This window comes from Acinetobacter sp. 24-47-64, from assembly GCF_057737055.1.
The window spans coordinates 876051-891413 of sequence record NZ_CM173215.1; the positions used below are offsets into that span (position 1 = coordinate 876051).

A 15363-nucleotide genomic window follows, 5' to 3' on the forward strand; every position below is an offset into this window, starting at 1 on the left:
AACAATTGGGCATGTAAATTTAAAGTTTCTTACTGAATCGTGACTGTCACGGGTTTACCGTACAGGGTGTAGCTATAATTCGGAGCAATCGTGTATTGATAGCTCGGCATGACATAGGCTTTGCCTGTTTCACTAAACGTAATCAACTGACCATTTTTACTATATTTGGCAGAACCAGGCAGAACAATCATTGAATTAAAGTTTTGTGCTGAAGCCTTACCTATTTGAGTAACTTTTTCTCCACTAAAAACAACAGGCTGTCCCACTTTCGCATTAATTTGACCTGGAGTATTGATCTTGACGACTAAATCAGAAGATTCATGAGCATAATCGGTGGTTAAGCCATGTGTTCCTTGTACATACATACGATTAAAATCATCTTTATTGGTACGGAATGTCCAAGGCCAGAAAGTTACGCCACGTAAGCTCGCCATTGACATTAACTCTTTGCTTAATCCTGCAAAAGACGGGTTAAATGTAGAAGAATATTTTTGAGTCGCGTCTAATATTCGACGTGTGTTTACAATATTGCTTTGTGCGTTCGGCGTACTCGTTAAGAAGCCTGTAGAAACACCCGGTAAGGTATTTTTCATCTGTAAGATTTGATCACCATTAAAACTAATAACAATCGATTGATCATAGGCATTATGCTTATCTAAAAGCTCTTTAATCTTCGCTACAATTTCAGGCTTAGTACTTTTAATTTCGATGAAATTGGTCACATGTGGATATTTTTTGACTGCAGCCAAAACCTCATCCATGGTTGGAACTGGACGACCATTGGGAATCGTACGTAACTGACGAATTTCAGCTAAGGTCAGATCTTCAGTGTTTCTGCTATCACCTGTGGTACGTTTTAGCGTCCCGTCATGCATCAAGAAAACATGTCCATCTTTCGATAAATAAACATCATATTCAACTGCATCAGCACCTACCTCAATAGCTTTGATTGTTCCTTCTAAAGTATTTTCATCCTCTAAAGCTGGAATACCACGATGGCCTGTGATGAGGGGTTTTCTTAACAAGGTATTCGGTGCCATCTGCTTCATAATGTTTTGGAAAACATCTGGCTGTTGAGTATAGATCCCATTAATCCCAGTGCTTAAAATATCAGCTGCTTTGAATGCATCAATGCCATCTTTTTGATCTGGATGAAGTGTGCTTGCCCAGGGTGTTATTAATAAGCGTTGTAGATGAGATACGACTTCTGATTGCACTAAGTGCGGCGGTAAAATGACAATTTTTGATAAAGAAGAGTTGGTATTATGTGCAATTTTTACAATATCTGATTTACTATTGGTTAAACCAGATTGTTTTGAATAGTCGAGTGCTGTACGCAATACAGGGATTTCAACACGAGCTTTACGTAAGAGTTCAGGCTGATCCGACACCAAGGTGATATCAGCGAGATCATAGTTTTCTGTCAACGTTTTCAGATTACGAATTGTTTTTTCTGAATTGATCGTTAATAGCGGAATATGACGTCGTGTTGAATCATTTAAATAATCTTTTAAATGAGTAATTTTCTTTTGATCTTGGTTAAGAAGATTGAGTTGCTCATCCAGTTGGTAGGCAACATGAGTTGCTAATGGAGCTGAGTTCAGTGTAGTTGCGCCAGCAGGCTGAGCGAGTGCTGGTGCCATAGAGACTGGCAATTGCTGATCGATTAGATCTGTAACTCGATTAGACTCTGGTAGGGCTTCAAGTTGCTCAGTCACTTTAATTGAATCTACACGCATCAAAGCGCCAGCTGTAGAAATGCCAATGTCACCCTGATTTAAATTGTAAGGTAGCGTGCTATCGAGTACGAGTTCATCATTAATATAATGGCGTACGCGTTGGCCATGTACGATGACTGTTGCTTTGTAGGTTTTATTTAACTCAAAATTCTCTTTATATGCAGATTTCTGTAAAACATTCCATGTGTTGTTAGGTTGACGCATAGAAAGTTCAAGACCACTTGCAGCGGTTGCATCAACACGAAATGCGAATTGATAGTATGGAATAAAAGCTGGATCAGCATATTGATCAGCGGCACGATAGATGATGCTACCCCAACGCCCGCCATTGTTATTTTCTAAGAAAGCAAAATCCATATCGATACGATAATTACGATGTTGCTGTAGTTCGTTTGGCAACATGATGGTCGTCATTTGTGTATCGTGCGGCGTACCATCGATGAATAGTGCTCCATCTTTAACCTCAATATTCCCTGGATTGCTACGAAGTTGAGTCCAATTGTTTGGAATAGACGTTAAAGCATTGAAATTTTCTTCAAAAAGTATTTTGGGTACAGGTACTTCAATGTCTGGTGTTTCTGGTTCAGGAGATGGATTAGGATTTTCCGTTTGATCTGGATTTGATACAGTGTTTTTTTGATCATCATCGGAGCAAGCCGTTAAGCTTAATGTTAATAATATTGCTGACGTCAGTGTTGTAAATTTCATCATTAAAAAGTACTCGAAAAGTATGTCCCTAAGCGAGACACAATCTAAGTACGTAAAATGACAATTCTATGGATTTGTCATAAAGTAAAAAAAATATTACATATTAAATATTTATGAAATTCATCAGCTTTAAATACTGTCGTGTTTAAGCGGTGAACATCATTAAAAGTCCAGTTGAAATCTTATGAAAAGATGAGGGAAAATGCGATTTTCGAAAAAAACCAACTCAGCGAACTGAATTGGTCTCCAAATATCAATGTGATGTGCTTATTGAATGGTCACAGTCACGGGTTTTGCATAGATGGTATAGGTGAAATTGGGTGCTATGGTGTATTGGTAGCTTGGCATGACATAGGCTGTACCACGTTCACTGAAACTCACAGATTGACCATTTAGACTATATTTTGCAGAGCCTGGTAGTACGAGCATCGTATTGAAGCTTTGGTAACTAGATTGACCCAGTTGCGTTAATTTTTGCCCAGCGATTTGTAAAGGTTGACCAACAGTTGCTGTTATTTGTCGTGGAGTTTCAATTTTGACCACAAAATTCGATGCATCTTGTGCATAATCTGTGGTCAATCCATGTGTACCTTGAATGTACATACGATAGAAATCATTTTTAATTAAACGGAACGTCCAAGGCCAGAAGGTCACCCCACGTAAACTTGCCAGATACATGACATCCTGATTCAAACCACTATAATTTGGATTGAATGTTGAAGAAAATTGTCGTGTTGTTTCCAAAATTCTTCGAATGTTTAGAAAAGTAGTTTGTTCCTTTGGTGGATATACCAATAAACCCGTTGATACACCTTTTAGAGTGTTCTTCATTTCAAGAATTTGTTGCCCATCAAAACTTATGACAATGGCTTGACCATATGCATCATATTTATCAAGTAAATCTTTAATTTTTGAAATTATTTCGGGTTTTGCACTCTTAATCTCGATAAAATTGGTGACATGTGGGTACTTTTTAACTACTGCAGCCAATACTTCATCCATCGTCGGTACGGCAAGTCGCTGCCCGGTCGTTTTTAGTTTACGAACCTCTTCGAGCGTCATTTTCTCAATATTTTTTGCGATACCCGTTGTGCGCAAAACCGATTTATCATGCATTAAAACGACATGGTCATCTTTCGTCAGATAGACATCATATTCCACGGCATCAGCACCAACTTCTATCGCCTTAAGAATACCTTCAAGCGTATTTTCATCAACTTGAGACGGGACTCCTCGATGACCTGTAATAAGTGGTTTACGAAGTAGGGTGTTGGGCGCCATTGAGCGCATGATGGAATGAAATAATTCAGGCTGATGTGTATAAATGCCATTTACGCCTGTTGTTAATATCTCAGCAGCTTGATAGGCATCAAGCTTAGGACTGGTCTGTCCAGAAATATTGTGGGTAAAACCTGCCCAAGGTGTGATCAATAAACGTTGCAAGTGTGCAACTACATGAGACTGAACCAAATGGGCTGGTAAAATCACAATTTTAGAAAGTGATGTATTGGTTGCCTGTGCAATTTTCACAACACTATTTTGATCTGAAATCAAATTGCCCTTTTCAGACCAGTCCAATGCTGTACGGATTTCTGGAATCTCCACACGCGCTTTTCTTAATAGATATGGATCATCAGAGACTAGCGTGACATCACTAAAATCATAATCTGAAGACAAAGATCTTAATTCAGCCAGTATGTTTTCAGAGTCGATATGCAGAAGAGGAAGTGTTCTTTTGGTTTGATCAGAAAGAAGACTTCTGAGGTGCATCGAGGTCTTATTGTCGAAATCTTTTAAAAATAATTGTTCATCAAGTTGGTAAGCAATATAAGTGGCGGTATGAGCGTTATCATTTGTTAATGAGTCGGCTGGTTGCGCTAAAGCAGGCGCCATTGCAACTGGATATTTGTGATCAATGACATCTGTAATCCGATCTTGAGTAGGGAGGGCATCAAGTTGTTCAATCACCTGTATTGTGTTGACCTTCATCAGCAATCCTGCTGCTGAAAGTCCAATGGCACCTTGGTTTAGGTTGGTGGGTAATTCACCATCAAAAACCAATTGATCATTCAAGTAATGACGAACACGTTGATCATGAACAACAACTGTAGCCTTATAAGGTGTATTTAAAGCAATGTTTGATTCGAATTTGGATGTATTGATGACATTCCATGTGTTATTTGAGCGTCTAAGTGCGAGTTCTAGACCATTATAAGCAGATGCATCTGCACGAATAGCAAATTGGTAGTATGGTGTATATTCAGGTTGAGCAAACACATCTGAAGCTCTATAAATAATACTTCCCCAACGAGTACCGTTATTACGCTCAAGGTATTCAAATTCTAACTCAATTTTATAGTTGCGAAGCTTTTGAAAATCCGAACTTAACATGATGGTGGTGGGTTTGGTTAAATCTTTGCGACCATCAATCAGTAAGGCACCTTCTTTAAATTGAATGCTACCTGGATTTGAAGGCAGGATATTCCAATCAGAAGGTATTGAATAAATTTCAGTAAAATCCAGATTTAAATATGTTTTTGGTTGTGGAACATTGATCGGTGTTTCAGGTTCGAGATCCGGTGGTAGAGATGGTTCTGGATCTTCAGGCTGAATTGGTATGGTTGGCTCAGGGGTATTTGGTAAGGTTGATTTAGCTTGATCTTCCCCAGAGCATCCTGCTAAACCGAGCATGAGCGATAGTGTGACAACTAGAGTCTGCTTTTTCATTTTAAAATTCTCGAGTGTACGATCCATGACGACCTTAAAATCTATGAAATTAAGGTTACAATTCCTTTGTAAATCAAAAAAATACGAAGCTTTGTTTGTATTATTGAGTTATTTTAATATTCGTGTCTGAGGCAAGGTTCAAAATAAAAGATTTAAAACTTGCCATCCACCAATAATGACACGAATGATCCCCAAAGCGACGAACAATATCATTTCAAAAAAACAGAAAACTAAAAAAGTCCAACCTGCTGCACCATCCACTTTGCTCGCATCGTATTCAATGTATAGCAATAACAACACCAGCCCAATTTGGAAGTAGATCATCGCAATTACTGCTGAATCCCATGGAAAACTTAACAAAAAAGTCCAACAGATGATGACCAAGGCAGCAAAACTGCATGGCAAAATAAATTGCAGCAAGTAACGCATATTATTTTCCCCAAAAAATAATGATTCGTTTTCATCCTTATACATAAGTAATACAGGACTTTATCAATGCGATCAACTATGATGAAATTGATTGAAATGAATGAAAAGTATTGTAAATAAAGGATTTGATTATGGCACAAAGCATGCAACACGTGATCATTACTGAACCAGGCGGCGTTGAGAAGTTGGCTTATGAAACGGTTGATATTCCGCAACCTAAAGACAATGAAGTCTTGGTGAAAGTACATGCTTTCGGCATTAACCGTCCTGATATTTTACAACGCCAAGGTTTATATCCAATGCCTAAAGGGGTCACGCCTGTACCTGGGTTAGAGGTATCAGGGGAAGTCGTTGCAGTAGGGGCTGAGGTAAACGCCTATCAGGTGGGGGATCAAGTGTGTGGACTCACCAATGGTGGTGGTTATGCCGAATACTGTGTAGTGCCTGAATCTCAGCTGATTAATATTCCTGCAGGGGTGAGTCATATTCAAGCTGCTGCAATTCCAGAAACATTTTTTACCGTTTGGGCGAATATTTTTCAAATGGGCAAAGCTAAAGCGGGGGAAACGGCTTTAATTCATGGCGGAACCAGTGGGATTGGAACAACGGCATTGATGTTGTGTAACGCATTTGGCTTAAAAACTTTTGCGACTGTTGGCTCAGATGAGAAAGTAAAAGCAATTCAAGATTTGACGCATGCAATTAATTATAAAACGGAAGACTTTGAACAGGTCATTCAGCAAGCGACTGAAGAAAATGGTGTAGATATTGTCTTAGATATGGTTGGAGCGCCTTATTTAGCCCAAAACTTGAATGTATTACGTCGTGATGGGCGTTTGGTTTATATCGCATTTCTTGGAGGAGCTAAAGCTGACGGCGTAAAATTAGGTCAAATCATGATGAAGCGTTTAACCATTACTGGCTCAACCATGCGTGCACGTACCACAGCAGAAAAAGCCAAAATCGCTCAAGATTTAAAGACACATGTTGCGCCGTTATGGGCAAAAGGTGAATGTCTACCGATGATCTATAAAACTTTTAATTTTGATGAGATTCAAGTGGCTCATTTGGCAATGGATGCAGGTGATCACATTGGTAAAATTGTGGTGAAAGTCTTGGATTAATCTCAACCACCTATGTTCGATTGAGTCAGCGCTGAGGATGAATAATCTGCTTCGTCCCAACAGACTGTAGATTATTCATCTGCTAACCAATTCTTAGACTGTTGATTGCTTGTGTCCAATCTTGGCAAGAACAGCGCGGACAATCTTGAAGTGGTTGTTGAAGTTCAGTACAGAATCCGCAATGTGTACACGCATATATTACGCTAGGTTTTACCTTGTATATTGATTGAGCTTGATCTGGAAAAATTGGTAAGCCATATTTAACTTGCTCATCGGGATAAAACAAAATACTGAAATTCCCATCGGACTCTAATAGACCGACTCGAATTTGACCTAAATGCTCAACGGATTGACGACGCATTTCCGAAAAGAACTCATCATGCGACATATTACCTCGCTTGAATGCTTCAAGGACGAGCATGCCATCTTTTACGATGTAACAGGATTTACCTTCGACTAAGTCTTCGAAAGGCTGATATTTCATCATTAACCACGTTGTGGTGCGGTAAAGCAAGATGATCACACTCATGACGACTACGGCTTGAATTAAGGGTAAATCCTCCGTAAACATTGGATCTCCAGCAATTGATCCAAGACAAAGAATAATGGCAACTTCAAAGATGGAGAGTTGTCTAACCCCTCGCTTGCCAGTCAAACGAAGAAAAAGAATGATGAGTAAATACATCACCACACATCGGATTAAAATTTCGAAAACAAATACCCATGTGGTGTCGTAAAAAAAGATAGAAGCAAAATCCATTTGTTCCTCAATTTTCTAGGTGATTCTACTTAAGCTATCAAGCGCCAAAAAAAAGAAATACAGAATTATTGTCGAATTATTATGACTTTATGTAGATGTGGTGCGTGACTTGAATATTAAATCATGTTGTTTAAAAGATAGGGAGTGGAATTACAGTTGTTAATGTTAATCAGGATTTTGAATATATGAGATAAGGTTGGCATTTTTTATTCATTACAATGATCCGAAATGTTTGTTATGTATTTGTAATATTCTGTTATATTCTTATGGTTGCATGTTTCGGTGTTTAACCAAGAGTTAAGGTGTATTTTGGATTCATTCCGTAATCGCGTTCTGTTCATATTTGCTGGATTAACCATTATCCTTGGGATATGCGTATCGCTGTATATTGGAAATATCGCATCTCAGCACTTGGCTAAAGCCAGTGGACAGACCCTACATGTCGCAGCAAAAAATATCAGTAATGCCTTGGCAGCTTCTCTTGCCGAACGCGAGCGCGAAATGGTGCTGCTCAGCCAATCTCCATTCTTTTCAGAAGCAAGCCTAGATGATCCACGTGTTCGTACACGCTTGGAACAAGTCAAAAATGCGTATGTCTATTATGCTTGGATGGGGGTAACAGATTTAAACGGTAATGTTCAAATTGCTGCGGATGGTATTCTTGAAGGTGAAAACGTTTCTTCACGGCCATGGTTTAAGGCAGGTTTACAGGGTACATACTTAGGTGATGTGCATGAAGCTGTGTTATTGGCAAAAAAAATTCAAGCTTTAAATCCTCATGAGCCGATGCGTTTTATTGATTTCGCAACACCAATCTATGATCCAAATACTCAAAAATTAAAAGGAGTGTTAGCTGCACATGCAGATTGGGAGTGGGCACGTCATATTCTCAATAAAGCATTATCTCAAACAGCATCTCAGCGTGGCATAGAAGTCTTTATCTTAAACAAACAGGGTGAACTGCTGTATCCATTTAAAAGTATTGGACGAGTCAAGCCACCTCAACTTAAAGTCAACGATGCACTTTATTATATTGATGATTGGAATGAAGGACAGGATTTCTTAACCGCAAATATTGCGGTGGAGTCCGAGACTAAAAGTGATATTGGTTGGCATGTGGTTATTCGTCAACCTTTGGCGATTGCTTTGGCTGATATGCGTGATTTGCAGTTCAAAATCTTTCTGATTGGTTTATTCGTCTCGCTGTTTATCTTTTATGTGATTTATCAACTTGCCAATAAATTGAGCAGACCCATTGAGGCTTTAGCTAAATCGGCTTATGCGGTCGAACAGGGAGACGTGCATACGGCATTTCATAGTCAAAGCAGCATCCGTGAAATCCAAGGATTATCACATTCTCTACAAAGCATGACGCAAACCTTATTGGAACAAAAACAACAATTACTTGATGCTAACCAATCACTAGAGCGGAAGGTTCAAGAGCGTACTCGAGCACTTGAATTGGCTAATCTTGAGTTGATTCGATTGTCACGACATGACGCATTAACAGGTTTACACAATCGCCGTGCTTTAAACGAACAACTTGAATACTGGTTTGCTCAACATAAAAGAAATCAAATTGGCTATGCAGCACTTATATTGGATGTCGATTATTTTAAGCAAGTCAACGATCAATATGGTCATGATCAAGGGGATCAAGTGTTACAACAAGTAGCAAAAATCCTTGATCAAGCAACGCGTGAAACCGATTTTGTGGCACGTTATGGTGGTGAAGAATTTGTAATTTTATTGCCTGCAACACATCTGATGGGTGCGCAAGTTTTGGCAGAGAAAATTCGTACAATGGTGGAACAAGCTGTTATTTTGGTAGAGAAAACTTTGACTGTCAGTATTGGAGTTAGTGTGATTGATCTCAATGATGCTGATGCTTATACCATTCTTAAACGAGCAGATCGACATCTTTATCAAGCAAAAGCCAATGGTCGAAATCAAACTGTGATTGATGCTTAAAATAAAGCATCCACATTTTGCTAAACTCAGTATTCTCTCATTGGACTAAGCACCTAACGTGACTTCATTCAAAATTCAAACCAGTTCTTTTGCACAACTTGTTCAAGTTCCTCAAGATCATAAGTTGAGGATTTTGATTGATCAGATTGAACAACAAAAATTACAATTATCCGCATGGCAACACGCGCAAGAAGAAATTCGTGCCTACACGCAGAAGAAACTTATTCCTGTCTATCGTGATGTTTATCAAGTGCTGTTTCAGCAATTACAAAGTCTATGGAATAGCCTAAGTCAAATTGATTTAAATAAGTCGTCTCAAAAGGTTGTAGAAGAGAAGTGTTTTAGTTTGACCCAAATGTTGAGCAAATCAAATATGCTCAATGAAACTCAACTTGAGACAGTTGAAAAATTACATATTTATTTCGAACAGGTGTTTGCTCAACCACGAAATAAGCAAGATAAAAAGAACAACTTCGAATCTAGTCAAGCACCAGATGCTCATGTTGAACAAAATGATTCAACGATTGATGACGATTCGTTATGGGACAAAGCGCAGTATCAACAAGCAAGGCAGCAAGCCAAACTTAAACGGCAGCAAGATAAACAAGCCGAAGCAGAAAAGTTAGTGAATCAATCGCTAAAAACCGTATATTTAAAGATTGCCTCGATTATTCACCCTGACCGTGAGCCTGATGAGTCGAAAAAAGCGGAAAAGACCGAGCTGTTACAGCGTGCTAATGAAGCCTATGAACAGGAAGATTTGTTCTATTTATTGAAACTTCAGCTTGAAGTTGAGCAAAGTAAACATGGTTCAAATAAGGGTTTAAGTATTGAGCAAGTCAAGTTTTACCAACAGGCTTTAGAAGCGCAAAGCCAAGCTTTAAAACAGCAGATTCAGGAATTGATTGACTCGCTTGTGTGGTCAAACAAAGCCAAAATTGGCGTGAAAAAGTCAAAAGGGCAATTGAATATTAAGGACTTATATAAGCAGATTGATGCGGATGTGTCTGCGGTGAAACAGCAGTTAAAAGCGGAAAAACAAAGGTTGATGTATATGGGGAAAGAGCGTGGGTTGGAGATGTTATTGGAGCATCAGGTTTTGTGATTTTTTTTAGAAGAGCCTCTCCGTAATTTCCCTCACCCCAACCCTCTCCCATAGGGAGAGGGAGTTGCATCTGGTTAGATATCATCAAGTAATTTAATAATGAACGTTCCCTCTCCTTGTAGGAGAGGGCTAGGGAGAGGTTACAAAGTTTGATAATCTAGAGAAAATAATAAAAAATTAAATCCAACATGAACAAGAAGCTCGATCGTCAATTACTCATCTTCGCTAAATCCATGCGCCACACCGCCACTGATGCAGAACATTTGATGTGGCAAATTCTACGAGCTAAGCGATTTATGAATCTTAAATTTCGTCGTCAGCATGTGATTAAACCTTATATTGTGGATTTTTACTGTCATGAAATTGGTTTGGTGATTGAGTTGGATGGTGGTCAGCATGGAACGGATGAGATACAAGAATATGATGCTGAACGGACGAAGTTTTTAGCAGCTTTAGGTTTAACGGTTGTTCGGTATTGGAATTATGATGTGTTGGAGCGGACTGATGTAGTTTTAGATCATTTATGGAATATATGTTTTGAACTAAAAGTAAATGAATAATGAAAGCTCCTTCTCCCTTTGGATAGGATCGAGGTGAGGTTGAAATTAAGGATAGCTATTTAAAAATTTGTGGTAAATTTTTAAATTCTAACCAAGAATTTTTTCAAATAATATTTAATGGAGTATTGTTAAATGATTGTTGCTTTTCAAGGAGAGTTGAAATCACCATTAGGCTTTTTTTCTAAATTTAAGAATCAGGATTTTGATTTAGGTGACAATTATATACTATCCTTTAAAGATAATGATGAAAATCCTCGAGCACCTGTCATAAGAGTAGTTCATGATGTCAATGTGGATGCTGATATTTATAAATTTATTGATAGTTTTATCTACGAAAATAAATATTTAATGCATTTAGATACATCAATTAATCTTCCTCTAATTGATAAATTTGATAATTTATATATTAACGCTAATGGTGATTTGCAACATGACAAATTTATTGATTTAAATCATCTTCCTTACAAAGTTGAAGAATTATGCTTAAGTGTTGATTCTGAAATCAAAAAAAAATTAAAAAGATTTTTGCAGTCATTAATTTGGTATCAAAATTTAAATAGTCAATTTATAAAAGAAATTAGTTTAAGTTTATTTTGGAAAACTAGAAATGAAGAAAAATTATATCATTTAATTCCATTGAAAGAAGACGGTGGTTCTATTACTGGAAAATGTAATGGGGTATATTGGGCTGATAATCATGTTGATAATTTTCAAATTTTTTATAATCAGCAGTTTGAAATACCATTAGCTCATGAGTTACTTAAGGAAGCTTATAATGTTAGGAAAGATAGTCTAAGAAGCTCGTTTGTTTTAATGGTAGCAAGTTTGGAAATTGCGATTAAACAGCATATTGGAAGAGTATTACCAAAAAGCTATTGGTTGTTGGATAATATGCCAAGTCCACCGATTCAAAAATTGTTCAGTAAATATCTGTTGGAGCTACATCCTTTTTTAGAAGGGAACAATAAAGAATATTGGGATAATGTAAAAAAAGTTTTTAATAATCCCTTGCAGAAATTAATTGAGAATAGGAACAAAATTGTACATACAGGGTGGTTACCAAATAAAAAAGAACTAGATGAAGAGTATGTTGAAAATAGCTATTATTTCATATCGGATTTAATTTATTTTTTAGATGCCTTAGAAGGTCATGAGTGGGCTAATAATCATATTTCAGAGCAATTACTAACTGCATTAAAGTGGCAAAAAAATAGTGAAGTACCCACATCGGATATTTTAACAATAAGCTTAATAAGCAACTTTAATGAATAAAAAATCCCCTCATTAAGAGGGGATTTTTTGAATCAAACTACAACATTAAAGCGCTGCAATCTGCTCCATATTCGCTTTAATCTTCGCTAACTGGTCAGCAAACTCAGCAAGTTTTACTTTCTCGCCTTCAACCACAGCAGCAGGTGCTTTTGCCACAAAACCTTCATTAGAAAGTTTAGTTGCAATTTGGTCATGCTGTTTTTGAACCTTGTCTAAGTCCTTTTGTAGACGACCCAATTCCGCTTTAGGGTCAATTAAACCCTTCATTGGAACGAATACAGATACATGACCTACAACGCTTGATGAAGACAATGGTGGTTGTTCAGCATCAGCAAGGAAAGTAATGCTTTCAACTTTCGCCAATGCTTTAAACAACGGTTCAATACGAGCAATCTGTGCTTTTTCCGCATCCGTTGTGTTTTGAAGCAGAACAGGCAACAAGCGCGCATTACCTAGACCCATCTCACCACGGATGTTACGTACCGCACCAATCAAACCTTGAAGCCATTGCATATCTGCTTCAGCTTGTTCGTTAATCAACGCTTGGTCAGCAACAGGGTACTGTGCAAGCATAATCGTTTCGCCAGAAATGTTCAGTTTTGGCGCAAGTGTTTGCCAGATTTCTTCTGTAAGGTACGGCATCAACGGATGTGCCAAACGTAAAGACGCTTCCATCACAGAAAGAAGCACACGACGCACTTCAGCTTTACGCTCAACCGATACGTTTTCATCATTCAGAACAGGTTTCGTCAGCTCTACATACCAGTCACAGTATTCATTCCAAATGAACTCGTAAATCGCTTGTGCAGCCAAGTCCAAACGATACGTTGCAAATGCAGTTTGCACCGCTTGTTCAGCTTTTTGCAGACGGCTCACGATCCACTGTTCAGGCAATTCCCAAAGGTCTTGGCGAACTTCCTGACCAATCACTTGCTCTTCGCAGTTCATCATCACGAAACGTGTTGCGTTCCAGATTTTGTTGGCAAAGTTGCGGTAACCTTCAACACGTTTCATATCGAACTTGATGTCACGACCCGTATTTGCAAGCGCACAGAATGTAAAACGAACTGCGTCTGTACCGTAAGATTGAATACCTTCTGGGAATTCTTTACGGGTTGATTTTTCAATCTTCGCTGCTTGTTTCGGGTTCATCAAACCTGTTGTACGTTTTTGTACTAAAGTTTCAAGATCAACACCGTCAATCAAATCGAGTGGGTCAAGTACATTACCCTTAGATTTAGACATCTTCTGACCTTCGCCATCACGTACCAAACCGTGTACATACACAGTTTTGAACGGCACTTGAGGTGTACCATCTTCATTTTTCATGAAGTGCATCGTAAGCATAATCATACGGGCAACCCAGAAGAAGATGATGTCAAAACCTGTGACCAACACATCAGTCGGGTGGAAGGTATTTAAGAAGTAGTTTTCTTTATCTTTCGCTTCGTCACCCGTCCAACCTAAAGTTGAGAATGTCCAAAGCCCAGATGAGAACCATGTATCCAATACGTCTTCGTCTTGATCTAGTTGAACATCTGCAGGGATGTTGTTTTTCGTACGAACTTCATCTTCGTTACGACCTACATATACATTGCCTTCTGCATCGTACCAAGCAGGGATACGGTGACCCCACCACAATTGACGAGAGATACACCAGTCTTGAATGTTGTTCATCCACGCCATGTACATGTTGCTGTATTGCTCAGGCACGAACTTAATACGACCATCTTGAACCGCTTCAATTGCAGGTTTCGCAAGTGGGGCAATCTTCACGTACCATTGGTCTGTTAATAACGGTTCAACAATTACACCTGAACGGTCACCACGAGGTGGCTTCAATGTATATGGTTGAATTTGATCTAACCAACCTTCAGTTTCCGCTTGTTCAACTAACTTTTTACGTGCTTCAAAACGCTCTAAACCAATGTAGTCTGCAGGCGCAGGAATGGTTTTAGAAATTTGCTCACCCGCTTTTGCGATATATTCAAACTCAGCCAACACTTCAGCATTTTTGTTGAAGATGTTGATGATTGGCAATTCGCAACGTTTACCCACTTCATAGTCATTGAAGTCATGCGCAGGGGTGATTTTTACACAGCCTGTACCGAATTCTTTGTCTACATATTCGTCTTTAACGATAGGAACAGCACGACCTGTGATTGGTAGGATGATGTTTTGACCTACAAGGTGTGCGTAACGTTCATCATCAAGTGCAACTGCAACAGCTGTATCACCCAACAAAGTTTCAGGACGAGTGGTTGCCACAACAATGTGATCTTTACCATCGTGCGTGCGAAGTGACTTATCTTCAAAGAAATATTTGAAGTGCCAAAGCGAACCTTGTTCTTCTTTATCAGACTCAACTTCTAAATCAGAAAGGGCAGTTTGTAATTTTGGATCCCAGTTTACAAGGCGTTTACCACGGTAAATCAAGCCTTCTTCGTGAAGTTTTACAAACACTTCTTTCACTGCGTTTGATAAACCTTCATCCATGGTGAAGCGTTCACGTGACCAGTCGACAGAAGAACCTAAACGACGAATTTGACGGGTAATGTTACCGCCAGACTGTTCTTTCCATTCCCATACTTTTTCGATGAACTTTTCACGACCAAGATCATGACGGCTAATGCCTTCGGCACCCAACTGACGCTCTACAACCATCTGCGTTGCGATACCTGCATGATCCGTACCTGGTTGCCATAGGGTGTTGAAGCCAGACATACGTTTATGACGTGTCAAAGCGTCCATGATGGCATTGTTAAAACCATGACCCATGTGCAAGCTACCAGTGACGTTTGGTGGCGGAATCATGATACAGAAAGACTCGCCTTTTTCAGACGGCTTAAAGTAACCGCGTTCTTCCCAAGTTTGGTACCATTTTTTCTCGATCTCGGTCGGATCGTAGGTTGTAGCAATATTTTGCGCTGAATCAGTCATAGTTCGAACAGATCAAAAGTAGATAAAA

Annotated in this window: 10 protein-coding genes; 5 read left to right on the top strand and 5 right to left on the bottom strand. The window is 38.8% G+C overall.

Going from position 1 to position 15363, the window contains the following annotated elements; all coding sequences use genetic code 11:
• Positions 1-29 precede the first annotated feature (29 nt).
• From AC1M85_RS04205 to AC1M85_RS04215, 3 genes are all read right to left on the bottom strand, one after another.
• Positions 30-2450: a glycerophosphodiester phosphodiesterase family protein gene (locus AC1M85_RS04205; protein ID WP_228143098.1), complete on the bottom strand. Its 2421-nt coding sequence runs from the start codon at positions 2448-2450 to the stop codon at positions 30-32.
• Positions 2451-2714: 264 nt separating this feature from the next.
• Positions 2715-5174, bottom strand: a complete 2460-nt coding sequence (locus AC1M85_RS04210; protein ID WP_488213612.1) for a glycerophosphodiester phosphodiesterase family protein — start codon at positions 5172-5174, stop codon at positions 2715-2717.
• Positions 5175-5312: 138 nt separating this feature from the next.
• A complete protein-coding gene (locus AC1M85_RS04215; protein ID WP_155756968.1) occupies positions 5313-5603 on the bottom strand; it encodes a hypothetical protein in 291 nt (96 codons plus the stop codon).
• A 131-nt stretch (positions 5604-5734) separates the two neighbouring features.
• Here AC1M85_RS04215 and AC1M85_RS04220 point away from each other — a divergent pair, with 131 nt between their 5' ends.
• A complete protein-coding gene (locus AC1M85_RS04220; RefSeq protein WP_488213613.1) occupies positions 5735-6727 on the top strand; it encodes an NAD(P)H-quinone oxidoreductase in 993 nt (330 codons plus the stop codon).
• A gap of 82 nt (positions 6728-6809) precedes the next feature.
• Here AC1M85_RS04220 and AC1M85_RS04225 read toward each other — a convergent pair whose 3' ends face one another.
• On the bottom strand, positions 6810-7487 hold the full coding sequence (locus AC1M85_RS04225; protein ID WP_092766869.1) for a YetF domain-containing protein: 678 nt from the start codon (positions 7485-7487) through the stop codon (positions 6810-6812).
• Positions 7488-7796: 309 nt separating this feature from the next.
• Here AC1M85_RS04225 and AC1M85_RS04230 point away from each other — a divergent pair, with 309 nt between their 5' ends.
• The 4 genes from AC1M85_RS04230 (at position 7797) to AC1M85_RS04245 (ending at position 12395) form a co-directional block, all read left to right on the top strand.
• Positions 7797-9458: a sensor domain-containing diguanylate cyclase gene (locus AC1M85_RS04230; protein ID WP_488213614.1), complete on the top strand. Its 1662-nt coding sequence runs from the start codon at positions 7797-7799 to the stop codon at positions 9456-9458.
• A gap of 58 nt (positions 9459-9516) precedes the next feature.
• Complete coding sequence (locus AC1M85_RS04235) at positions 9517-10563, top strand: molecular chaperone DnaJ (RefSeq protein ID WP_488213615.1); 1047 nt, start codon at positions 9517-9519, stop codon at positions 10561-10563.
• 188 nt (positions 10564-10751) lie between these two features.
• Positions 10752-11123: an endonuclease domain-containing protein gene (locus AC1M85_RS04240; protein ID WP_488213616.1), complete on the top strand. Its 372-nt coding sequence runs from the start codon at positions 10752-10754 to the stop codon at positions 11121-11123.
• Positions 11124-11255: 132 nt separating this feature from the next.
• Entirely contained in the window at positions 11256-12395 is a 1140-nt protein-coding gene (locus AC1M85_RS04245; RefSeq protein ID WP_481607557.1) for a hypothetical protein, read from the top strand.
• A 45-nt stretch (positions 12396-12440) separates the two neighbouring features.
• Here the strand turns inward: AC1M85_RS04245 and AC1M85_RS04250 are convergent, their stop codons facing one another.
• Positions 12441-15335, bottom strand: a complete 2895-nt coding sequence (locus tag AC1M85_RS04250) for a valine--tRNA ligase (protein ID WP_488213617.1) — start codon at positions 15333-15335, stop codon at positions 12441-12443.
• Positions 15336-15363: the final 28 nt, after the last annotated feature.